The 20,883-nt window shown below is 43.2% G+C and carries 23 protein-coding genes; 15 read left to right on the top strand and 8 right to left on the bottom strand.

Translation table 11 applies throughout. The annotated features are described in order from the left end of the window. Positions 1 to 29: 29 nt before the first annotated feature. Genes BGP76_RS06800 through BGP76_RS06785 form a run of 4 tightly spaced genes read right to left on the bottom strand, consistent with a single transcriptional unit; the run spans position 30 to position 4,357 of the window. On the bottom strand, positions 30 to 2,453 hold the full coding sequence (locus tag BGP76_RS06800; protein ID WP_119844073.1) for a leucine-rich repeat domain-containing protein: 2,424 nt from the start codon (positions 2,451 to 2,453) through the stop codon (positions 30 to 32). After that, entirely contained in the window at positions 2,440 to 3,276 is an 837-nt protein-coding gene (locus BGP76_RS06795) for a hypothetical protein (protein ID WP_119844072.1), read from the bottom strand. Before BGP76_RS06795 ends, BGP76_RS06800 begins: the two co-directional genes overlap by 14 nt. Then, positions 3,273 to 3,848: a hypothetical protein gene (locus BGP76_RS06790; RefSeq protein ID WP_255416071.1), complete on the bottom strand. Its 576-nt coding sequence runs from the start codon at positions 3,846 to 3,848 to the stop codon at positions 3,273 to 3,275. Before BGP76_RS06790 ends, BGP76_RS06795 begins: the two co-directional genes overlap by 4 nt. Positions 3,849 to 3,874: 26 nt before the next feature. Then, the gene (locus tag BGP76_RS06785) at positions 3,875 to 4,357 is read right to left on the bottom strand and encodes a nucleoid-structuring protein H-NS (protein ID WP_119844071.1); all 483 of its coding nucleotides are present in this window, start codon (positions 4,355 to 4,357) and stop codon (positions 3,875 to 3,877) included. A 322-nt stretch (positions 4,358 to 4,679) separates the two neighbouring features. On the opposite strand from BGP76_RS06785, the gene BGP76_RS06780 reads away from it, so the two are divergent. From BGP76_RS06780 to argH, 14 genes are all read left to right on the top strand, one after another. Continuing rightward, the gene (locus BGP76_RS06780) at positions 4,680 to 5,150 is read left to right on the top strand and encodes a hypothetical protein (protein WP_139281015.1); all 471 of its coding nucleotides are present in this window, start codon (positions 4,680 to 4,682) and stop codon (positions 5,148 to 5,150) included. Between the two features lie 352 nt (positions 5,151 to 5,502). Beyond that, positions 5,503 to 5,859: a 30S ribosomal protein S6 gene (gene rpsF / locus BGP76_RS06775; RefSeq protein WP_073123155.1), complete on the top strand. Its 357-nt coding sequence runs from the start codon at positions 5,503 to 5,505 to the stop codon at positions 5,857 to 5,859. Next, positions 5,856 to 6,107, top strand: a complete 252-nt coding sequence (gene rpsR / locus BGP76_RS06770; RefSeq protein ID WP_073123153.1) for a 30S ribosomal protein S18 — start codon at positions 5,856 to 5,858, stop codon at positions 6,105 to 6,107. The genes rpsF and rpsR overlap by 4 nt, the downstream gene beginning before the upstream one ends. Positions 6,108 to 6,116: 9 nt before the next feature. Further along, positions 6,117 to 6,560 (top strand): 50S ribosomal protein L9, encoded by a 444-nt coding sequence (rplI, locus tag BGP76_RS06765; protein WP_073123151.1) that lies wholly within the window; start codon positions 6,117 to 6,119, stop codon positions 6,558 to 6,560. A gap of 76 nt (positions 6,561 to 6,636) precedes the next feature. Continuing rightward, complete coding sequence (locus tag BGP76_RS06760; protein WP_119844070.1) at positions 6,637 to 7,602, top strand: GSCFA domain-containing protein; 966 nt, start codon at positions 6,637 to 6,639, stop codon at positions 7,600 to 7,602. 323 nt (positions 7,603 to 7,925) lie between these two features. Next, complete coding sequence (locus BGP76_RS06755; protein ID WP_073123147.1) at positions 7,926 to 8,549, top strand: GNAT family N-acetyltransferase; 624 nt, start codon at positions 7,926 to 7,928, stop codon at positions 8,547 to 8,549. Beyond that, complete coding sequence (gene argG / locus BGP76_RS06750) at positions 8,546 to 9,733, top strand: argininosuccinate synthase (protein ID WP_119844069.1); 1,188 nt, start codon at positions 8,546 to 8,548, stop codon at positions 9,731 to 9,733. Before BGP76_RS06755 ends, argG begins: the two co-directional genes overlap by 4 nt. After that, positions 9,726 to 10,691, top strand: a complete 966-nt coding sequence (argC, locus tag BGP76_RS06745) for an N-acetyl-gamma-glutamyl-phosphate reductase (RefSeq protein WP_073123143.1) — start codon at positions 9,726 to 9,728, stop codon at positions 10,689 to 10,691. Before argG ends, argC begins: the two co-directional genes overlap by 8 nt. 43 nt (positions 10,692 to 10,734) lie before the next feature. After that, on the top strand, positions 10,735 to 11,541 hold the full coding sequence (gene proC, locus BGP76_RS06740) for a pyrroline-5-carboxylate reductase (RefSeq protein WP_073123141.1): 807 nt from the start codon (positions 10,735 to 10,737) through the stop codon (positions 11,539 to 11,541). Between the two features lie 2 nt (positions 11,542 to 11,543). After that, positions 11,544 to 12,668: an aspartate aminotransferase family protein gene (locus tag BGP76_RS06735; protein ID WP_119844068.1), complete on the top strand. Its 1,125-nt coding sequence runs from the start codon at positions 11,544 to 11,546 to the stop codon at positions 12,666 to 12,668. After that, complete coding sequence (locus BGP76_RS06730; protein WP_119844067.1) at positions 12,665 to 13,621, top strand: N-acetylornithine carbamoyltransferase; 957 nt, start codon at positions 12,665 to 12,667, stop codon at positions 13,619 to 13,621. The genes BGP76_RS06735 and BGP76_RS06730 overlap by 4 nt, the downstream gene beginning before the upstream one ends. Positions 13,622 to 13,632: 11 nt before the next feature. Continuing rightward, on the top strand, positions 13,633 to 14,415 hold the full coding sequence (gene argB, locus BGP76_RS06725) for an acetylglutamate kinase (RefSeq protein ID WP_119844066.1): 783 nt from the start codon (positions 13,633 to 13,635) through the stop codon (positions 14,413 to 14,415). Continuing rightward, positions 14,403 to 15,482: a M20 family metallo-hydrolase gene (locus tag BGP76_RS06720; RefSeq protein WP_119844065.1), complete on the top strand. Its 1,080-nt coding sequence runs from the start codon at positions 14,403 to 14,405 to the stop codon at positions 15,480 to 15,482. Before argB ends, BGP76_RS06720 begins: the two co-directional genes overlap by 13 nt. Positions 15,483 to 15,634: 152 nt before the next feature. After that, complete coding sequence (argH, locus tag BGP76_RS06715) at positions 15,635 to 16,969, top strand: argininosuccinate lyase (RefSeq protein ID WP_119844337.1); 1,335 nt, start codon at positions 15,635 to 15,637, stop codon at positions 16,967 to 16,969. 217 nt (positions 16,970 to 17,186) lie between these two features. Here argH and BGP76_RS06710 read toward each other — a convergent pair whose 3' ends face one another. From BGP76_RS06710 to BGP76_RS06695, 4 genes are read right to left on the bottom strand one after another with little or no spacing between them, the layout of a single operon-like run. Beyond that, positions 17,187 to 17,849 carry a response regulator transcription factor gene (locus BGP76_RS06710; protein ID WP_073123131.1) on the bottom strand — a complete coding sequence of 221 codons (663 nt, stop codon included), beginning with the start codon at positions 17,847 to 17,849 and terminating at the stop codon, positions 17,187 to 17,189. Continuing rightward, entirely contained in the window at positions 17,846 to 18,631 is a 786-nt protein-coding gene (locus BGP76_RS06705) for a sensor histidine kinase (RefSeq protein WP_073123130.1), read from the bottom strand. Before BGP76_RS06705 ends, BGP76_RS06710 begins: the two co-directional genes overlap by 4 nt. Continuing rightward, entirely contained in the window at positions 18,610 to 19,260 is a 651-nt protein-coding gene (locus BGP76_RS06700) for a hypothetical protein (protein ID WP_073123128.1), read from the bottom strand. Before BGP76_RS06700 ends, BGP76_RS06705 begins: the two co-directional genes overlap by 22 nt. 19 nt (positions 19,261 to 19,279) lie before the next feature. Then, positions 19,280 to 20,056, bottom strand: a complete 777-nt coding sequence (locus BGP76_RS06695) for a hypothetical protein (RefSeq protein WP_119844064.1) — start codon at positions 20,054 to 20,056, stop codon at positions 19,280 to 19,282. A gap of 256 nt (positions 20,057 to 20,312) precedes the next feature. Between BGP76_RS06695 and BGP76_RS06690 the strand changes: the two genes are divergently transcribed. After that, positions 20,313 to 20,819, top strand: coding sequence for a hypothetical protein (locus tag BGP76_RS06690; RefSeq protein WP_073123124.1), 507 nt, complete (start codon positions 20,313 to 20,315; stop codon positions 20,817 to 20,819). Positions 20,820 to 20,883: the final 64 nt, after the last annotated feature.

Here is a 20,883-nt window from a genome sequence, read left to right as displayed (position 1 = left end):
TAAAGGTCAAATTGTTATAAATGAGGTTGTTAATAATAGACTACTTCACAATTCGGGAAGTCAGATTTGAATTGATCTACGATAAAGTCTCTCAATCGGGTGTTGTTACATACTAATTTTTGGAGGTTTTCCAAATCACTGAGCCTGTCCAGCCTCCAAATGCGGGTATTGCTCACATTGAGGGTAGTGAGCCCATAGAGTGCTTCAATGCCTTTCATTTTGGAGATCCCTGTTCCGGAGCAGTTGAGCTCTTTGAGCGATTTTAACCCATCAAGTTCCTTTAAGTCTTCGATGGCTGTATTAGAGATGTTGAGATAAGTTAATTCTTTGAGCTGCGTAATTCCACTCAGGCTCTGTAAGGGGCCGTTGGTACAGGTGAGTGATCGCAGGTCTACATGTACATATAGTTCGTCTAGGCTCGTCATGCTGACACGGTCAAGGGTTATCTTTTGTAGGTTGATGAATATATTCAACGGAGACAGTGTAGAGACGGATAGATTGCTGATAGATACTTCCTGTTGCTCTATGAGGGCGTGTAGGTGATAAGTATCCACTTTTTTCAAGGACCATATAGTTTTCCAATCTTCGGTCAAACTATCCCACCAGTTTTTGAGTGTTTCTGATTGATAGATGACCACTGTTTTTGGGTTTGATTTTAAGAACTCACTGACTTGAGATTCGTCTACAAAAGTTTGGTCTAGGTCAACGAGCTCCAGTTGATTGAGGTAGGAGAGAGCTTTCATATCGTGTATCCCACTTTGTGTTAAGATCAAAAACTGTAGTTGCGTGTTTTGATCTAGTCCATCAGTTGACTCGACAGGTAGTTCCTCACCACGCAGGTATGTTAGTTCTTTCATGTCCTTAGTAAAGGAAAAATCACTGAAGTGATTTTGGCTAATATCTAGCATTTTCAATCCTTTGAATTTCAGCAGTGGGCTGGCATTCTGTAGATTTTGACCAGATACGTCTAAAGAGTCTATGTTGATCAACTGAATGATTTGTTCTTTGCTAGGGCTTTCTTGGTTGATGATAGAGCTGAATACGGTTTGCCAGTTGCCAGGTAGTGATTTCCACCACTTCATGATTTGCTCGCTATTGGTGATGACGAGGGTATTGGATTTTTGTGCCATGAAGGTCGAGGCGGCTTGTTCGGTGATACCGGTTTGATCAGCATAGACCTTAGTTAGTTTTGGTAATCCCAAAAGAGGTGTTAGGTTCTTTATTTGAGTCTGATTAATGAATAAGGTTTCTAAACTTGGATGTCCTTTCAGTCCTTCTAGCGATCTGATGCTTGTTTCAGATACGTTGAGCATGGTGAGCTGCGACATAGCTTTAAATGCAGCTAAATCTACAATCGCCGTGCTGGATATATCAGCCTCTATCAGTGCCGTATTAGTTGAAAGTAGTTCTGGATCAGTCAGTAGGCTATTGGCTAGGTTGACATGGGTGAGTGATGTCATTTGCTGGAAGACACTGAAATCATAAATCCGAGTTTGTGACAGATTGAGTCTTTTGAGTTGCATTAACCGTGACAATGCACTGATGTCCATGACTTGTGATTCGGACAGATTCAGCTCATACAGCTGCTCAAAGTACTCCAACGCATCTACATCTAGGAGTGGGGTGTTGGTTGCTTTGAGGGTGTGTAGGTTTCTGGCGTAGCGTAGAGGGCTAAGGTCGTTGATTTTGGTGTTACTGATGTTGAGTGTTCTCAGGTTGCGTAGTGCAGCCAGCGGTTCTATGTTTTGTATCAATTGGTTGCCAGAGAGGTCTAGACTATCAAGGTTAGCGATCCTTTTGAGGATAGTATTGGTGGCACTATCTCCTTCGAATGGGACATAGCTTTTAAAGATTTTGACCCATCCATAAGATAGACTTGTCCACCATAGTTGCAGTTCCTTTTCGCGGCTAACTTTAGTACTGTAGACGCTGACGATTTTGAGATCTCCAGATTCAATATCACTGTTGATTTCAATAAAACGCTGCTTGATACTCGTGTAGTCTTCTCCTTCTAAAGTGGTGCCATTGATACGGTTTTCAAAAGCCACGAGGTAATAAAAGTCTCCTCCTTCTTTCGCTACTCTATCTATTTTGATATCCTCGAAATCAAATTGAATTCCTTGAAAGAAGAAATCTACATCTCGCAGATAAGCGGTTACGTTTTTGTTAGTGATGACTTTTCGGTCATGAACTAAATCGTCTTCGATCTGTACATCGGGATTGCCAAATACTTTTTTGTAACTCTGCGTAATGATGACTTCCTTGTCACGTGTAGAACTGGTGGCAGACCCGATGGAGTTGAGCATGAACTCGTAGAAACCAACAAGACTTCTGACTTCATCGTAGCGAGAAGAGTCCACAGGCTGATTTTCTTGAGCTATTGCTGAAGGGAAGGTTGTCAATAGTGCACCAAAGAGCATGAGTGTGTAGCGCAGTATATTAATTTTTGCCATAGAGGTAATTCTTCATTTGTTGTTTTTCATCTTCGTTAGCAAGTGCAACGAGACTAGAAATGAGCCAGCCGGAGTTGTAGCCCGATCGGTTAAAATTAGCGAGTGAAAAGTAATAGCCTTCTACAGAAAAGAAGTGAAAGGACACATCCTTTACGGTGACGAATTTGAGATTACCCATATTCATTTCGTAGAGAAAAATACTTAAGTAGTCTGTTTCGAAACCCCTTCCTGTGAACTGCTCATTGTGCTGGTTGTCAGCAAAGGCTTTGCGCAGGGTCATGAACTCCAGTTCGTGACTCATGGGATGTAAAAATTTCTTACTCTCCGTGGTATCCTTGTCGAATTTACTGCTAAAAACATCAAAGGAGACATTATCTATGATCCACTCATAACCCTGCCCTTGTTGCTGTAGTCGCATATATAAGGTGCCAGGTACTTTCTTCCCCTTGTAAGTAAAGGTCGTATTGACCTCTGCGAGCCAATCGTCTTGATGAAAATCTAAGAAGACGGGAGACTTTTTGTCTGTGATTGTAGAGATGAATTTCTCGGCTAATTTTCGATCTATTTGTCCCGTCTGTGTGTCAAACAAGACAGGCATGTATTGATTACGGAGGTTGGTACTGTGGTATTGCTTGTCCGTTTCGTAGTAGCGTTTGCCGTTTTTGTCTTCTTCACCATTGAAGCGTCTGAAAAACTGGTTGATTTGTTTGGTTGAGGCGTTGAGTTGTTCCTGGGTTTCACGCATATCATCGGTGAGCCTACCTTGGCCCACCGATGACTGTATAGTGCATATCCCTAGGATGAATGCTAATAAGATTCTCATGCAGTGGTTTCTGTTACTTTGATGTCTCCTAAGAGTACATCCCAAAATTCGATGATTCTACCCGCGATCTGCGTTTCTTTCTTTTTGACATAGATCGTGATGTCCTTTTTGGTGGTGTCTTTGTAACTGAGGCTACCATCTTTGGACGTCCCTTCGAATCGTTGATAGATCGTAATCACACCTACATAAGTACCGTCAGGCTGCTGCTCTAGATCACTGACATAGTGTATGTCGTACCATTGGATTTTGACCTTGTCATAGTTGAGAGCCATTAGTCGCTCAAAGTAGTCTCGCACTTTGAAATAGCTGATTTCTTCACTCTCTAGAGACGAAACTCCCATTTCGCTATCCTCGGCGAATAGTTCTTCGGCTCTATCCATGACACGCTGGGCTTCAGAAAACTGGGTATCCTTGCTGCCTATGATACTGATATACTTACTCAGGTCTTTGACTTTCTCTAGTGCGAGCGAGTCTATCGCCTGTTTTCTACTAGGGTTAATGTTCGTCTGCGCAAAGGCACTAGTTGTCAGTGCCAGCAAGAGTGATAGTGCTGTGTATTTTATGATTTGCATGTTGTTAATATTCTAATTTGCGTGGATTATTTTTTAAGAACCAATTCTTTGATTTGGCCATTGTCGTCATAAACGATTTCTTCGATGACTGCTTTGTTGTTTTTGGTATCCTTGAGATAGTGCAGGTAGTTGTCTATCGTGGTAGGCTCATCATAGCCTGCTTCACTACCATCCTTATAGATGACGATTAATACTGGTGCGTCAGGTCTGCCAAACATCGTGAGAGCCTCTTCGATACTCGCATTAGCAGACGCGGTAGATGATGAAGTAGCCACGGCATTAAAGTAGTTGGTGAGTTTTTCCTCTTTACTGAGTACTTTTTCTACAGGTTCTACTTCGGGTTCTTCTTCAGGCTCTTCGATAGGTTCCACTTCTTGTGTCGTGGTGACTATAGGTGCATCACTAGACTTGGTGAGTTTTTTCTTGCTCTTACAAGAGGAAAAACCAACGAGTAAGGCCAATATGATGACCATAGACCAAGAGGGGATATTACTGATGTGTTTTGTCATTGTTCTTATTGTTATGTATAGTTAGTGATTCAAATGAAATCACGTATAAATTTACCTTTTCCTACTGAGCAAATAGTGTTCCAGTTCATATATGAAGTGAAAATATTTGTTTTGATGAAATAATATTCTCGATTTAAGAATCCAACGGTCGATATAAGAATGGGATTGATGTGGTTACTCTGGTGGATATAGTCAGTCGATTTGAGTGGTTTAATCAGCTCCTTTCTTATTATTACACCAAATAACTATAGATATGACTATATCAAGAGCGAGTATTTGGATTATGTGTGTTGTCATAAGTGGACTGTATAGTTGCAGTTCAGTGGATAAATACAGAGTGTCTATCGAAACTTTGAGTACCGAGTGGCAGATCACAGCGCAGGATGCTAGTGATTTGTCTGTGTTGGCTAGTCAGGAGATTTCAGATTGGAAATCCATGTATCATGGGATGTATGCCGAGCTGTCAGATACGCTGGATGACCATACGATGGCGAAAGTAAATGTTCTGAAAAAAGCTTGTTTGGCACATGGTGATGTCTTGCTGGAGGTTCAGGAGATCATGGATGGAAAAATTAAGGATATAGAAAATGTAGGGCTGGATATACAAGAGCTAATGTTAGTATTAGAGAACGGTGAAGCATCTGCCGATATAGATGATAAGATACAAAGTGCAGAGGGTTTAATTACTTCATACCAAAGCTCTATACAAGAGTATCGCAGTATCATTGATAGTACTAAGGTGAGTTGCACTGAAACCTGTCGTGATTTCTCTTTATTGGTGATGGGGGAGTAGTTAACGAATACTAGAAAAGAAGCGAGATTTTAGGTCTTTAATGTTATTCAGATTTCTGCACAAATACCGAAGTTGCTTGCTGATGGTCTTGTGGATAGCTTTTCTCCGTTTTAGCCTCTTTTGAATCAAATGAAGATATTCCTTTCGCGTAGAGGGGAGGTCATTGGCTTTTTTTTGCACTTCAAGCAAGATATTCATCTCCTAACTCTCTGTCAGCTTAGGTCATAAATGTTTTTCAGTGAGCCTGAATTAGTCTTTGCGTTTCACTCTTGTAGTATCTCAAAATACCCTTGTATTTCAAATAATGTTTTTCTAATTTTGCCCCTCGATTTTTAAAACTAAATATTTCCTAATGAAAAATTACGAGACGGTATTCATTTTAACTCCCGTTTTGTCTGATGATCAGATGAAGGATGCTGTCGGAAAGTTTAAAAAAGTTCTCCAAGACAATGGTGCTAAGATCACCAACGAAGAGAACTGGGGCTTGAAAAAGTTAGCTTATCCGATTCAGCACAAATCAACAGGTTTTTACCAACTATTCGAGTTCGAAGGTGAAACAACTATCGTTGATGCTCTAGAAACTGAGTACAGACGTGACGAGAAAATCATGAGATTTTTGACGACTGCTTTAGACAAACACGCGTTGGCATACAATGCAAAGAGAAAAAGCGGTGCATTTAACAAAAAGAAAGAGGAGGCTGCATCATGACATTAGTTAACGAACCAATGAACAGAACTGACAGGAAGAAAAAGTACTGCAGATTCAAGAAAAACGGTATCAAGTATATCGATTACAAAGACGCTAACTTCCTATTGAAGTTCGTCAACGAGCAAGGTAAAATTTTGCCAAGAAGATTGACTGGTACGAGTCAGAAATTCCAAGGTAAAGTATCTCAAGCTGTCAAAAGAGCGAGACACCTAGCTTTGTTACCTTATGTTACGGATTCATTAAAATAATACAAGGACATGGAAATTATATTGAAAGAAGATATCAAAGGCCTTGGTTATAAAAATGATATTGTAACTGTGAAGCCTGGTTACGGTAGAAATTTCTTGATTCCTCAAGGATTCGCTATCATAGGTAGCCCGTCAAACAAAAAAATGATCACTGAAAATGTTCGTCAAGCTGCTCACAAAGCAGAAAAAATCAAGCAAGATGCTGAAGAATTGGCGAAGAAGATCGGTGAAAGTGCTATAGAAATCAAAACTAAAGCTGGCGAAAGCGGTAAAATCTTTGGTGCAGTCACTGCACTTCAGATTTCTGATGCTCTTGCTGCTAAAGGTTTCGAAGTAGATCGTAAGAAAATCGGATTCAACACCGCTATCAAAAGCGTAGGTGAGTACGGTGTGACTTTAGATTTGCATAAAGAAGTGAAGCATGAGGTTACTGTTAACGTAGTAGCTGAATAATCACTCTCAACACTCAAGATAACGAAACCTCTGACCTGTGTCGGAGGTTTTTTTGTGTCTATATTTGACCAGAATCATGCAGCTACCCCTCAAAACCGATATCAAAATTAAATCTTTTAACGAGTCCATCCAGCTCGGTCAGCAGATCGTGACGCTCGGTTCGTGTTTTGCACAGGGGATGGGGGAACGATTGCAGCAGTTTAAATTCGATACGCTTGTCAATCCCTTTGGTGTGGTTTTTAACCCCGTGTCTCTGGCGAACTTGCTGCGGGACTCTCCGCTTGATACGTCACGTTTTGTGGAGCGTGATGGTTTGTGCTGTCACTATGACTATCATTTTGATGTGCGGGCGGAAAGTCCAGAGTTATTGGTGGAGCAGATTGCTGCAAAACGCCAGCAAGTACAGTTTTATCTTCAATCTGCGGATTGGCTGATACTGACATTCGGTAGCGCAACCGTCTATGAATACAACGGGCAGGTAGTCGCGAACTGCCACAAGCAGCCGCAGCATTTGTTTGACAAGCGAATGTTAAGGCCGGATGAAATGAACAGAGACATGCAGGATGTATTGGGGACATTGCAAAAACATAACCCGAAATTAAAAGTGATACTCACTGTCAGTCCTGTACGTCATATCAAAGACGGGATTACCGAAAACCAACTGAGTAAATCGCTGCTCCGCGTGCTTTGTGATCAATTGTCCCAGAACAACGGAGTGTACTACTTCCCGTCTTATGAAGTGATGGTAGATGACCTAAGAGACTATCGGTTTTATAAGTCTGATATGGTGCACCCGACTGAGCAAGCAGAAGAGTATATCTGGAATTCTTTTTTGCATGCGGCTATGGATGAACATAGCAAAGACTTTATCAAGCAGTGGTATTTGATTCGTACAGCTATGGCTCACCGCCCTTTTAATCCTAAGACTGCTGCACACCGCCAGTTTTTATTACAGTCTCAAGCTAAACTCTCAGCGTGGAGGGACGTAGTAGATGTTCAGGAAGAATACGCATGGTTCGAGCAGCAATTGACCGCTCTATGAGCCTGTTAAAAAGTATGGCAAGGGGAGTAGTTAATTATGAAAATGGTATTTATAGACTCTTAATTTTAAAATTCACGTAAATTTTATCAATATTGTTAAGAAATGGCTCGGTGATTGGCTGTATTTTCAATAAATACCACTTTCTTTGGGCTATAATATAATGAAGACACTCGCTTCACATATCGATTTCACTACAGTTGCTCCTAGCCCTAGGAGGAATAGGAGACCCTTTGGGGTCAATTAATTAAGGATTACCTACGTGGTAGTCGCACATCGTATATATAAACACCAATTATTTTTTTACTTAACTAAGTTCATAAACTATGAACGTTGAAGTGCATTATGCAACGCCTGAGCATGCTAAATATGCCCAAGCTATATGTGAGTTGATAGAATCCGCAGCAAAAGCGCGGGGTACTGGGATTGCTAAACGCGATCCAAAGTACGTCGAGAAGAAAATCAACAATGGTGAAGCGGTCATCGCTTTGAGTGACAAGGGAGATTTGGCAGGGTTCGTCTACATCGAGACTTGGCAAAACAAGGAGTATCTCGCGAACTCTGGTCTCGTTGTGCATCCCGATTTTAGGAATTTGGGACTGGCAAAGAAGATTAAGCTCAAAGTACTCAAGCTCTCTAAAGAAAAGTTTCCAGGGACGAAGATTTTTGGTATCACGACCAGTTTGGCGGTACTGAAGATCAACTATGAGTTGGGCTATCGTCCAGTGACATTCTCTGAACTGACCACTGATTCAGAGTTTTGGAACGGCTGTCGCAGCTGTCCCAATTACGATATCTTAGAAAGAAACGAACGCAGAAATTGTCTCTGTACGGGGATGCTTCTTCACGAAGCTTCCAATAAATTTGTAATCAAAGAAAAAGGAATCATTGCGAAGCGTTTTCAGCGTCTAGCGAATTTCAAGAATCAAAGAAAACAGAAGAAGAAATGAGTAACAAAAAGGTAGTGTTGGCTTTCAGTGGTGGATTGGATACCACGTATTGCGCTTTCTATTTACAAGGTTTGAATCTGGATGTATATACCGCTCTGGTCAATACGGGAGGGTTTACTACTGAGCAAATGGCAGAGGCCGAAAGTAGGGCAAGATCATACGGTGTAGTCGAGCATGTCAATCTTGAAAAAACTCAGGACTTCTATGATGAGTGTCTCAAGTATTTGATCTACGGCAATGTCTTAAAAAACAACACGTACCCACTATCAGTGAGTGCTGAACGAGCGTTTCAGGCTTTGGCGATTGCTAAATATGCCAAGTCTATCAATGCGGATTATATCGCGCACGGTAGTACAGGCGCAGGCAACGACCAAGTGCGTTTTGATTTGATATTCCAAATCATCTGTCCAGATGTAGAGATAATTACACCGATCAGAGATAACAAACTTTCGCGTCAAGCGGAAATAGAATATTTGAAAGAAAAGGGTGTCAATATCTCTTGGGAGAAAGCCAAATACTCGATCAATAGAGGATTATGGGGGACTTCAGTTGGAGGTGACGAGACTTTGACGTCTAATCTGACATTGCCCGAAGAGGCCTATCCTAGCCAAGTAGAAAAGGATGGGAGCGAAGAGGTAGAATTGTCTTTCGACAAAGGGCAATTGACAGGGCTTAATGGCAAAACCATGGGAGCTGTCGAGGTGATCGAGACACTGAACGATATCGCATCCAAGTATGGAATCGGGCGTGATGTACATGTCGGGGATACGATCATCGGAATCAAAGGTCGTGTGGGGTTCGAGGCAGCAGCACCAGTCGTGATATTGAAGGCACACCACCTGTTAGAGAAGCACAACTTGACCAAGTGGCAACAACACTGGAAGGAGCAACTGGCCAACTGGTACGGAATGCTACTACACGAGGGGCAGTTTTTAGACCCAGTGATGAGAGATATTGAAGTGTTTTTAGAAAATACGCAGCGAAACGTTACAGGGACTGTTAAAGTGAAATTGGCACCTTACCGTTTCCAAGTGATAGGGATCGAATCTGACAAGGATCTGATGTCATCGGATTTTGGGCAGTATGGTGAAATGAACAACGGATGGTCGGGTGAAGATGTCAAAGGCTTTACAAAGATATTAGCAAACCAAACGAAAATTTATAGCTCGATTAACAATGATTAAAGTAGGGATAATAGGTGGAGCTGGCTATACAGCAGGTGAGTTGTTGAGAGTATTGGCAGGGCATCCGGAGACGGATGTAGCTTTCGTACACAGTACGAGCAATGCAGGTAATTCGATTGATTCGGTACACAAGGATCTCGTGGGAGATATAGAAGGAGACTTTACGGATCAGCTAAATTTTGATGTAGACGTATTGTTTATCTGCTCAGGACATGGTCACTCGCGTACGTTTGTGGAAGGGAATGATATCCCAGCAGGTGTCAAGATCATAGATTTGAGCAATGAATACCGACTCAAGGCTGATGCCGATGGTTTTGTATATGGATTGCCTGAGCTGAATTTGGGAGCGATCAAGAAGGCAACTAAAATAGCCAATCCTGGCTGTTTTGCTACGGCGATCCAATTGGGGATTCTGCCACTAGCAGCCAATGGCGAGTTGAACGAGGATGTACATGTCAATGCAATTACAGGATCCACAGGAGCGGGGCAAAACCCAAGTAAAACGAGCCATTTCAGTTGGAGAAACAATAACGTATCGATCTATAAGGCATTTAGCCATCAGCACCTAGGTGAGATCAATCAGTCGATTCAGCAGTTGCAAAGTGATTACGGTCATGAGGTGAAATTTCTCCCAGTCCGTGGCAATTTCCCAAGAGGGATTTTTGCTAGCTTGTACACCAAATGTACGCTCAGTGAAGAGGAAGTGATCGAGATGTATAGGGAGTTTTATAAGGATGCTGCATTCGTCCACGTGTTGGACTATGCACCTGATATGAAACAAGTGGTCAACACCAACAAATGTTTGATCCATGTGGAGAAGCATGGAGATACCGTTTTGGTGACTTCATGTATCGATAACTTGGTCAAAGGAGCTTCTGGACAAGCTGTTCAGAATATGAATTTAATGTTTGGATTGGATCAAAAAACAGGACTACAGCTCAAGAGCGTAGGATTTTAAATAAGAATTAGGATAACACACCCATCATATAAATTATTACCCGATGAAAATTGCATTAATAGGAGTAGGAAACTTAGGATTATCGATTGCACAAGGACTCGTAGACCAAACCAATTTTGATATAGAGCAGCTGGTGCTGACCAAAAGGAATGTCTCTAATCTTGATGGTTGGAAAAAGCACCCTCATGTACTCGTGACCCCATCCAATATTGATGCAGTGAGAGCTTCGGATGTTATCATTCTTTGCGTACAACCGAGTCAGATCAATACAATCTTAAATGAAATAAAGGATGAACTAGATGAGAAGAGGCATGTGCTAATTTCTACGATCACAGGCCGTAAGATCAGTGAGATCGCGGAAATCGTAGGTAATAAAATTGCAATTATTCGCAGTATGCCAAATACTGCAATCTCAGTAGGTGAATCGATGACTTGTATTTCCACCAACGGGACAGGTAAAGCTAAGATAGGGTTGGCAGAGGAGATTTTCAACGCGATGGGAGAGACACTGGTGATCGATGAGAGTAAAATGCAGGCCGCTACGGTGGTTTGTGCGAGTGGGATTGCATTTTGGATGAGGCTGATCAGAGCGACGACTCAAGGGGCCATTCAACTTGGGTTTGATGCACCAGAGGCCAAGCATATGGCGACTCAAGCGTGTATGGGTGCAGCGACGCTTCTCCTCGAATCAGGCAATCATCCAGAGGAAGAAATCGATAAGGTGACGACTCCACAGGGTTGTACCATCTCTGGGTTAAATGAAATGGAGCACGAAGGACTCAGCTCTGCATTGATCAAAGGATTGATGAAATCCTACGAAAAGATATCTCAAATCATGACCGATAAATAACAATGAAGAATTACAAGGTTTATCCTTTGTTCGATATTACGATCGAAAAAGGAGAAGGGAATTATGTGTATGATACGGACGGAGAAAAATACCTTGACTTCTATGGTGGTCATGCCGTGATTTCTATCGGGCATTCTCATCCCACTTACGTGAAAGCATTGACAGAGCAGGTGAGTAAGATTGGGTTCTACTCCAACTCTGTAGTGATTCCACAGCAGGAAGAGCTGAGCGAAAAGCTTGGTAAGTTGAGTGGCTATGAAGACTACAATCTATTCCTCTGTAACTCTGGTGCCGAAGCGAATGAGAATGCGCTGAAACTAGCTTCTTTTCAAAATGGAAGAAGAAAAGTCATCGCTTTCAAAAATGGATTCCACGGGCGTACTTCACTTGCAGTAGCAGCTACTGATAATCCTAAAATACAAGCTGCTGTCAACTTTACGGACAATATCCAGTTATTTGAATTAGGAGACCTAGAAGGGGTCAAAGACGCTTTGGCTGCCAAGGATGTGGCGTGTGTCATCATCGAAGGGATTCAGGGGATCGGTGGAATCAACGATCCAGGAGCGGAGTTCCTAGAAGGATTAGAGGAAGCTTGCCGTGCGACTGATACGGTATTTATCCTAGATGAAGTACAGTCAGGCTATGGTCGTACGGGTAAGTTCTTTGCGCACCAGTATGCGAACATCCAACCAGACATTATCACCATCGCCAAAGGAATGGGGAATGGCTTTCCGATTGGCGGAGTAGTCATCACGCCAAAATTTGAAGCTAGTTTTGGTCAGTTGGGTACGACATTCGGGGGCAACCATCTCGCCTGCGCAGCAGGAAATGCAGTCTTGGATGTGATCAAAGACGAAGACTTGATGACAAATGCCACAGAGATAGGTGATTACATCCTCTCTGAACTCGAAGGAGTGAGCGCAATCAAGTCCGCACGTGGCAAGGGATTGTTGCTTGGGTTGGTGTTTGACGAACCTGTCAAGGAATTAAGAGGCGAATTGTTGAAAAAATATAAGATATTTACGGGTGCAGCCACAGATCCGAAGGTGTTGCGATTGCTACCACCGATGACGGTGACCAAGGCTGACGCGGATGTTTTAATCAATGCAATAAAAGAATTAGTATGACAAACTTTTGCTCGATCGATGATGTAGATGATCCCGTTGGGTGGATCCAAAGTGCAGTAGAGTTAAAGAAAAAAATAGAGCAAGATGGTCCGTTCACTAAGAGTGGGAAATCAGTGTGCCTTTTGTTTTTCAATCCAAGTCTGAGGACGAGGTTGAGTATGCAAAAGGCATCTTTCAATTTGGGGATAGAGTCTTTTATCTTCAACCTCAATACCGAAGGCTGGCAGTTGGAGTTCGGTGATGGAGTCGTGATGAACGGCAATACCAGTGAGCACATCATCGAGGCTGCTGGTGTGATGAGTAGTTATTTTGACGCCATTGGTATCAGAGCCTTTGCTTCTCTGAGCAACAAGCAGGAGGATTATCAAGAGAAAATATTGAGTCAGTTCGTCAAGCACTGCTCGGTACCAGTGATCAATATGGAGTCAGCGACTTCTCACCCCTTGCAGTCTTTTGCAGACATGATCACGATCGAAGAATACAAGAAAGTCGATAAGCCTAGAGTCGTATTGTCATGGGCGCCACACCCCAAAGCATTGCCTCAGGCTGTAGCCAATTCGTTCCTCAACTGGAGCAATCGAATGGATTATGACTTGGTATTGACACACCCTAAAGGCTATGAATTGGATCCTGGGATCGTAGGCAATGCAACCGTAGAATACGACCAAAATAAGGCATTCGATGGGGCTGATTTTATCTATACCAAGAACTGGTCTGCCTTCAATGATGAGAGCTATGGACAGGTTGTTTCGCAAGATCCGACATGGACGATCACTCCAGAAAAAATGGCGTTGACCAATGCGGCTAAGTTCATGCACTGTCTGCCGATACGACGCAATGTCATCGCGACAGATGGGGTACTGGATCATGAGAGTTCCATTGTGATTGCACAGGCTAATCACCGCATTACATCAGCACAAGCCGTGCTACAAAAATTACTTAACGTCAAATAATCACACGTAGAATGGAGTCTTTGACAGTTGTCAAAATAGGAGGGAAAGTCATCAACGAAGAGGCTGAGTTGGATATCTTTTTGAAGAAGTTCGCAGCACTAAAAGGCAATAAAATACTCGTACATGGGGGAGGGAATATCGCCTCTGTCGTGCAAAACAAAATGGGTATACCGCCCAAAATGGTAGAGGGTAGACGCATCACGGATGCAGACGCTATCGATATCGTGACGATGGTCTTCAGTGGCCTCAATAAAAAGATAGTTGCCAAGTTACAGTCTGCTGGCATTCAGTCTCTTGGCGTATCTGGGGCGGATGGAAACCTCATTCGGTCTCGCAAGAGAAGTGTTACCACTATTGATTATGGTTATGTAGGTGATGTAGAAGAGGTTAATGCAGAGTTTCTGAAGGCTTTGTTTGATTTAGGAATCGTGCCAGTAGTCTGTGCATTGACGCATGACAATCAAGGTCAATTGCTCAACACCAATGCGGATACAATCGCTTCTGAACTGGCTCGTGGCATAGCAGATCACTATCAAGTGGATTTAGTCTACTGTTTTGAGCAGCCAGGGGTATTGAGTGACTTTGAGAATAAAGTAGTGATTCCTGAGATTACTCCTGAGGGTTACGCCAAATACAAGGAAGAAGGAGTGATTGTCGATGGGATGATTCCTAAACTAGATAATGCTTTTGATGCGATCAATGCGGGCGTTGATACGGTGAAAATATGTCATTTCGAAGCACTAGACAAAGTGCAATCTGTGGATTATCCTGGTACGACATTATGCTTGAAATAGACGCATCATATCACAGGTATACTCGAGAGGCTGTGGCACTATTGGCGGCTATGATAGAGACGCAGTCTTTTAGTCGCGAGGAAGAAAATGTAGCCCGAGTGGTTCGAATATTCTTGGAAGAAAAAGGAGTAGAGGTACAGCAACAGGGAAATAATATTTGGGCACTATCCAAGTACTTTTCTGATGAGAAACCCACGATACTTTTGAACTCCCACATCGATACAGTCAAACCTGCCAAGACTTATACATTGGACCCATTCAAAGCGCAGATCATTGATGGCAAGTTGCACGGTCTAGGGAGTAATGATGCAGGCGGTCCATTGGTCTCGTTGATTTTGACCTTTCTGCATTTCTATGCACAAGAAAACTTGCCCTACAACCTGATCCTAGCAGCGACAGCCGAGGAAGAAGTGTCAGGAGCCAACGGCGTAGCATCGCTGTTGCCAGTTTTAGGCAAAATCGATTTGGCTATAGTAGGCGAACCGACACTCATGGATATGGCGATTGCCGAGAAGGGGTTGATCGTCATCGACTGTGAGGCCAAAGGAGTGAGTGGTCATGCAGCACGTGATGAGGGTGTCAATGCCATCTACAAGGCGCTGACCGAAATAGAGAAATTGAAGAACTATCAGTTCGAGAAAGAATCGGACTACCTCGGGCCGATCAAGAAGACTGTCACGCTGATCGAAGCAGGTACACAACACAACGTCGTGCCAGACTCATGCAAGTTCGTTCTAGATGTGCGTACCACAGACGCCTACTCCAACCAAGAGGTTGTAGAAATCTTGGCGCGTGAGATCGACGTGGAGTTCAAGCCTCGGTCGCTGCGACTCAACTCATCGGGTATATCGAATACGCATCCTATTGTGCTGCGAGGGGATCACTTAGGAATGAAAAAATATGGATCACCAACCATGTCAGACCAAGCCCTAATGCCTTTTGATTCCATCAAGATTGGCCCAGGTGATTCGGCAAGGTCGCATACGGCAGATGAGTTCATCTACGTCGATGAGATCGAAAAAGGAATACAGCTTTACATCCAGTTGTTGGATGGGCTGGAGATATAGTTTGAAGGGTTTAGACTAATAAAAGTGCTTTGTAAAGTCTCTGGGATTTGTTGAGAGGATGATATTTAAGCATAGTGACAAAAAATACATTTAATGAATGTATTTCAATATTTGATAATAGGACTCAGGTCAATAAGAAAAAGCAATACAACATGAAACTTTGGGACAAAGGCAATACAGAGGTATCTAAGGACATAGAAAACTACACCGTCGGACGAGACAGAGAACTGGATTTGTTGTTGGCTAGATTCGATGTATATGGCTCGATGGCGCATACGACGATGCTAGAGAGTATCGACCTGCTGACGTCAGTAGAGCTAACCGAGGTACACCGTGAACTCAAAGTGATTTTGGGGATCATCGAAGCAGGTGATTTTGTCATCGAAGATGGTATAGAAGACGTTCACTCACAAGTGGAACTGATGCTGACCCGAAAGCTAGGAGATACAGGCAAGAAGATACACAGTGGTCGCTCGCGCAATGACCAAGTTTTGGTTGATCTCCGTTTGTTTATCCGTGATGAGATCAAAACCATTGCTGATTTGGTGACGGAACTCTTCACAACACTCAATGACCTCAGCAAACAGCACAAAGACGTACTGATACCCGGTTATACGCATTTGCAGGTGGCTATGCCTTCATCTTTTGGTTTGTGGTTTGGCGCTTATGCCGAGAGTCTGACCGATGATATGCATCTTTTGCAGGCGGCCTACAAGGTGACTAACCAAAACCCGCTAGGTTCGGGGGCAGGCTATGGGTCTTCATTTCCGCTGGATAGACAGATGACAACTGATTTGCTCGGGTTTGATGACCTCAGTTACAATGTCGTCTATGCACAGATGAGTCGTGGCAAGGTGGAGAAAACAGTGGCATTCGCCATGAACAGCATCGCGTCAACCTTGGCACGAATGAGCATGGATATCTGTCTGTACAACTCTCAGAATTTTGGATTCTTGGAGTTGCCCGCAGAGATGACGACTGGGTCTAGTATCATGCCGCACAAGAAGAATCCGGATGTCTTTGAGCTCATCCGCGCAAAAATGAACAAGCTGCAGTCGCTTAGCACTGAGATCAGTTTGATCACTACCAATCTACCTTCTGGTTATCATAGAGATATGCAGACGATCAAGGAGACTTTCTTGCCTGCTTTCTATGAACTGAAATCTACTCTAGAGATAGCCATCTTTGCGATGAAGAACATCAAGGTCAAAGACGGTATCATTCAAGATGAGAAGTACAAGGATCTATTCAGTGTAGAGGAAGTCAATCGACTAGTACTGCAAGGTGTACCATTTAGAGATGCTTACATACAAGTCGGTCAAGCGATCCAAGAGGGTTCTGACAAGCTCTCTAAGGAAGTGAAGCATACGCACCTCGGTAGTATCGGTGACCCAGCCAATGATCAGATAGAGGCTAAACTAAAGACTGTATTGGCGGGCTTTGGTTTCGAGAAAGCTGAAGAGGCTTTGAAGGGGCTGATGGGGTGACATAGTAGATCACTTCGTTATTCAAGATTCATTGTTCGAAATTCGTTACTGTTTTTCTTTAAAATAACCACCTATTATGAGTCTTTGAGGTGATATTTAAATGATTGGAATAATGAACACCCAATGTCGAATATTGATTTTATCTCCGGAAATACAGGCTGATCCACAGCAGCTAGGGTGACAGTCTAGCAAGTCAAGGTGATCCCCTCGATACCCCTTAGACCAAAGAAACCAATTCTTCTTTGACAGCTTTCAGGACCATGCCTATGGTGTTCTTTACTTCTAGTTTGATCAGCAGGGTTTGACGGTGTCCCTCTACCGTACGTGGACTAATGAATAGTATCTCGGCGATTTCTTGGGTGGACTTCTCTTGGCAGATCAGTTGTAGGATTTCGTGTTCTCGTGAGCTGAGGTTTCTACCTGGAGTGAAGCTGGGTCGGTTTCTGTTTTTCTTTTTCAGTCCCGTGAGCAGGGCCTGAGACACTTGGTGGTTGAAGTAGTGCCCTTTGGTATGGACTTCATGGATGGCCTGTTCCAGTTCTATTTTTTGGGTGTTTTTGACGAGGTATCCATGTACGCCGGACTCCATGAGGTAGGTGATCATTCGGTCCTCGTTGTGCATGGTGAGTACCAGTATCTTGCTATCGGGGTACTGTGCGAGTACGTTTTCGGTGGCCTCTATGCCGTCCATGTCGGGCATCTCTAGATCCATGAGGATAACATCTATGGGCGTGTCCTTCATGGCTGCCAATAGCTCGATCCCGTTGGAGGCCTCAGCGACGAGTTCGATATGTTCCATCCTTAGCATGATGGAGCGTATCCCTTCTCTGAAGAGGTCATGGTCATCCACGAGGGCTACTTTGATGGTGGATGTGGTCATACTAAGCTGATTTGAATCGATACAATGGTGTGGTTGTCTTGTTGGCGGTAGGTAATCTCACCGCCCAGCAAGTTAACTCTGCTTTCAATGTTTTTGATGCCCAGTCCACTGAAATTTAGCGTGTCCTTGGGTAGATAGCCTACACCATCGTCCATGTAGGTCATGTGCAGGTTTTGATGGGTCTGGATGAGTCTCAGTTGTATGTGACTGGCATGGGCATGTTTGAGGGTGTTGTTGACTAGCTCTTGGATGACGCGAAACAACATCAGTTCGGTCTGGTAGTTCATCCCCGCTACGGCGTTGTGATGGAAATCCACGAGGATGTTTTTAGCGCCATTGATGCTGTCGATCAGGTTTTCGATGGCTTCTAGTATGCCGAGGTTTTCGAGGATGGCAGGGTGTAGGTCGTGCGATATACGTCGTACATTGTGGATAGTGTCGTCTACGAGCTGGTTGGTTTTTTCTTTGAGTTGGGTCAGTTGAGCAGGGGTGTTTTCCATGTCGATCTGATCGGTGTACAGTTTGATGGTGGTGAGCATCGCACCGATATCGTCGTGTAGGTCTTTGGAGACGCGGTTTCGTTCTTTTTCCTGACTGTCCATGCTGGCTTTGAGGAGTTTGGATTGATGTTCGGTCGCTAGTTTTTGATTTTGTAGTTGCTGATCGAGCAGTCTACGCTGGTAGACGATGAAGAACATAATAATGGCTAGCGCCATGAAAAACATCCCAAGCATAGAGAAAAGGAGTACTTCTAGGAGACTTAACGAACTGGTCTGATCCATAGGGCGATAGAGAAGGCGATATAATGGAAAACATTAAAGATAGCATTGATGCTAAACGAGAGTTCTCTTACTTGTTTGGCCTCCAAACCTAGTTCATTGGTGACATGAAACAATACGATACAACTAGAGAAATAAACAAGAACCCCCGAGTTGATCCAAAACATGGGGTTCTGTTCTAGCTTTTCGTACTTGGTCTGCTGGAGTAGCTGATAGAAATACATCACAGACAGCGCAATCAACAAGGCTGAACTGATGGTGAGTGTGTTGGAGTTGAATATGGTGAAGTCTTGCCAGAGCAGGGTATTCGCTATGGCGAAGAGAATGAAAGCTCCTCTAATCCATTGGATGGCGTTGTTTTGACGAAGTAGGTTCAATTCGTGCTTGTATATCGAGGTGAGGATACAAAACTCTACGACCGTAAAAACATGAAAGACCGCCATGTTGTTGATCTGGTACTGCCACAGCAGTCGCGAGCATAGTTCTACTGCGGCAGTGATGATGATTAAAGCAAATAGCTTGCGCTGTATGTTGTTTTGCTGCTTGAACCGAACCGCTCCGATCAATAAGGCGATCCCTATGAATACATAGGGAATCGTATGCAAAATTTGGAAAATTTCTTCGCTAGCCATTTACTTTAACAGATTTAACTTAACAAGTCGTAGGGCAAGGAGTGATGTACTCTATGACAATAGTAGATGCTTTTGCTGTCGCCTCATAGCGCGCACCGAACTCATGGATTTTTCCGATCTCTTCGTGGTTTAGCGTGCTGTTCAGCTGGATTTCCAAAATAGGAGAGAACGAGAATTGATCTCCTTGTTGGAATTTGTTGTAGTCCATCCCCATGTGTAAGGATACGCGACTGATGTTTCCTCTGTGCTCATTCATACAGTCCAAAAATATAGTATTGGGCGTGCCCTCACCAAATTTATAGCCCATGAGTCTAACTCTTTCATTTCTGCGGTTGATGAGTTCCTCTCGCGTAAAAATATCGTCGAGCAGATGGCTATCCAAAGTCATCCAGTTTCGAATCAGGGTGTCTTTGAGACGTTCTGAGATAATGCTGTCCTCTAGGTTTGGATCGTGATCAGTGGATTGATCCGGGGTGTTTATATCCATAGAGACATAGGCTTTGGAGCTGTCAGCATAGTTGATCTCAAAGTATGGTGCGAAAGTAACTTCGGTATTGATCGGATTGACTGCCGAAAGTCCCATGAATAAAACAGCTGACGTCATTTCTGTATCTACACTTTTAGTAGAGAGCGCATCAGGCATGAGCATATCATAGGTGCTCACTCTGCTGAATTGAGTAACTGGAGGAGTATTGATTTCGGTCAGGAGATTGATCCCATCAAAATTTCTGGCAAGATCAAAGACGCTACATTGTATCCAGTTTTGATGTCTTTCATTTGCTTGTTCTAGCTGCATAAGTTTACGGTTTTTAATATGTGAATGCAATGTTACAGAAAAACCCCATTACGTTATGTATGAATATATAGGGTGTAAACTGTAACGCATTGATATACAGAGTTGTAATTTGTTTGTTTTATTCATAATCCGTATTGATACTTATGGATTTGCGTGAGCTTACGTGTTCTTCCAAAGCCGTAATAGTGCTCTTTTGTGCACCAGACTTAGTCTCTAAACTTGCATCATAACATTTGTATTATTTAAACAAACAACTATGGAAACGTTAGAAGCAACACAACAAAAAACACACAAAGAAGATGTGATAGTCACATGTGAAGGTGCCTTTCAAGTGAAGACTGTAGAAGGTGGTGTGTATGAAAAAGACCTCACGCTGAATGCACTAAAAGGTGGATCTATCCATGCCTTGGAAGAAATCACAGTGAAGGGAACCTTAACTATTCATGCGGACGATGCAGCGACCATTGGTATACCTGCTAAGGTGACAGCCCTTGGGGGATTGATCGTAAAAAGTAGGTATTCATCCAATGTGAACACCAATCGACTCATCTCTGGAGATGCTGTGACTCCCAAATTTGAATTGTTCAAATCAGGTACAGAGTCTCTATACATGGTCGTGAACAGTGGCAAAATAACGGGAAGTGTCAAAGACAATAGCACTTTGCACCTGTGGGTGGATTTTCCAAATGAATTGGTTTCGGATACGGTGACTGTAGACCATACGTCCAGCTACACGCGTCGTTCTTGGAACGCTCCTAAATAATAGTTCGAAACTAGCAAGTAAGGCAAAAGCCAGCTTCCTCTACTGAGGGGCTGGCTTTGATGTT

It is taken from the genome of Reichenbachiella sp. MSK19-1 (assembly GCF_003590315.1).
In the GTDB taxonomy this organism is placed as follows: domain Bacteria; phylum Bacteroidota; class Bacteroidia; order Cytophagales; family Cyclobacteriaceae; genus Reichenbachiella; species Reichenbachiella agariperforans.
Note: the sequence above shows the minus strand (reverse complement) of the source record. Positions and strands in the feature narration are given on the sequence as shown.

Bases quoted from the DNA above. Each gene is read 5' to 3' on its own strand.
- BGP76_RS06800 (WP_119844073.1), bottom strand. From the start codon at position 2,453: ATGGCAAAAATTAATATACTGCGCTACACACTCATGCTCTTTGGTGCA.
- BGP76_RS06795 (WP_119844072.1), bottom strand. From the start codon at position 3,276: ATGAGAATCTTATTAGCATTCATCCTAGGGATATGCACTATACAGTCA.
- BGP76_RS06790 (WP_255416071.1), bottom strand. From the start codon at position 3,848: ATGCAAATCATAAAATACACAGCACTATCACTCTTGCTGGCACTGACA.
- BGP76_RS06785 (WP_119844071.1), bottom strand. From the start codon at position 4,357: ATGACAAAACACATCAGTAATATCCCCTCTTGGTCTATGGTCATCATA.
- rpsF (WP_073123155.1), top strand. From the start codon at position 5,503: ATGAAAAATTACGAGACGGTATTCATTTTAACTCCCGTTTTGTCTGAT.
- rpsR (WP_073123153.1), top strand. From the start codon at position 5,856: ATGACATTAGTTAACGAACCAATGAACAGAACTGACAGGAAGAAAAAG.
- rplI (WP_073123151.1), top strand. From the start codon at position 6,117: ATGGAAATTATATTGAAAGAAGATATCAAAGGCCTTGGTTATAAAAAT.
- BGP76_RS06760 (WP_119844070.1), top strand. From the start codon at position 6,637: ATGCAGCTACCCCTCAAAACCGATATCAAAATTAAATCTTTTAACGAG.
- BGP76_RS06755 (WP_073123147.1), top strand. From the start codon at position 7,926: ATGAACGTTGAAGTGCATTATGCAACGCCTGAGCATGCTAAATATGCC.
- argG (WP_119844069.1), top strand. From the start codon at position 8,546: ATGAGTAACAAAAAGGTAGTGTTGGCTTTCAGTGGTGGATTGGATACC.
- argC (WP_073123143.1), top strand. From the start codon at position 9,726: ATGATTAAAGTAGGGATAATAGGTGGAGCTGGCTATACAGCAGGTGAG.
- proC (WP_073123141.1), top strand. From the start codon at position 10,735: ATGAAAATTGCATTAATAGGAGTAGGAAACTTAGGATTATCGATTGCA.
- BGP76_RS06735 (WP_119844068.1), top strand. From the start codon at position 11,544: ATGAAGAATTACAAGGTTTATCCTTTGTTCGATATTACGATCGAAAAA.
- BGP76_RS06730 (WP_119844067.1), top strand. From the start codon at position 12,665: ATGACAAACTTTTGCTCGATCGATGATGTAGATGATCCCGTTGGGTGG.
- argB (WP_119844066.1), top strand. From the start codon at position 13,633: ATGGAGTCTTTGACAGTTGTCAAAATAGGAGGGAAAGTCATCAACGAA.
- BGP76_RS06720 (WP_119844065.1), top strand. From the start codon at position 14,403: ATGCTTGAAATAGACGCATCATATCACAGGTATACTCGAGAGGCTGTG.
- argH (WP_119844337.1), top strand. From the start codon at position 15,635: ATGAAACTTTGGGACAAAGGCAATACAGAGGTATCTAAGGACATAGAA.
- BGP76_RS06710 (WP_073123131.1), bottom strand. From the start codon at position 17,849: ATGACCACATCCACCATCAAAGTAGCCCTCGTGGATGACCATGACCTC.
- BGP76_RS06705 (WP_073123130.1), bottom strand. From the start codon at position 18,631: ATGGATCAGACCAGTTCGTTAAGTCTCCTAGAAGTACTCCTTTTCTCT.
- BGP76_RS06700 (WP_073123128.1), bottom strand. From the start codon at position 19,260: ATGGCTAGCGAAGAAATTTTCCAAATTTTGCATACGATTCCCTATGTA.
- BGP76_RS06695 (WP_119844064.1), bottom strand. From the start codon at position 20,056: ATGCAGCTAGAACAAGCAAATGAAAGACATCAAAACTGGATACAATGT.
- BGP76_RS06690 (WP_073123124.1), top strand. From the start codon at position 20,313: ATGGAAACGTTAGAAGCAACACAACAAAAAACACACAAAGAAGATGTG.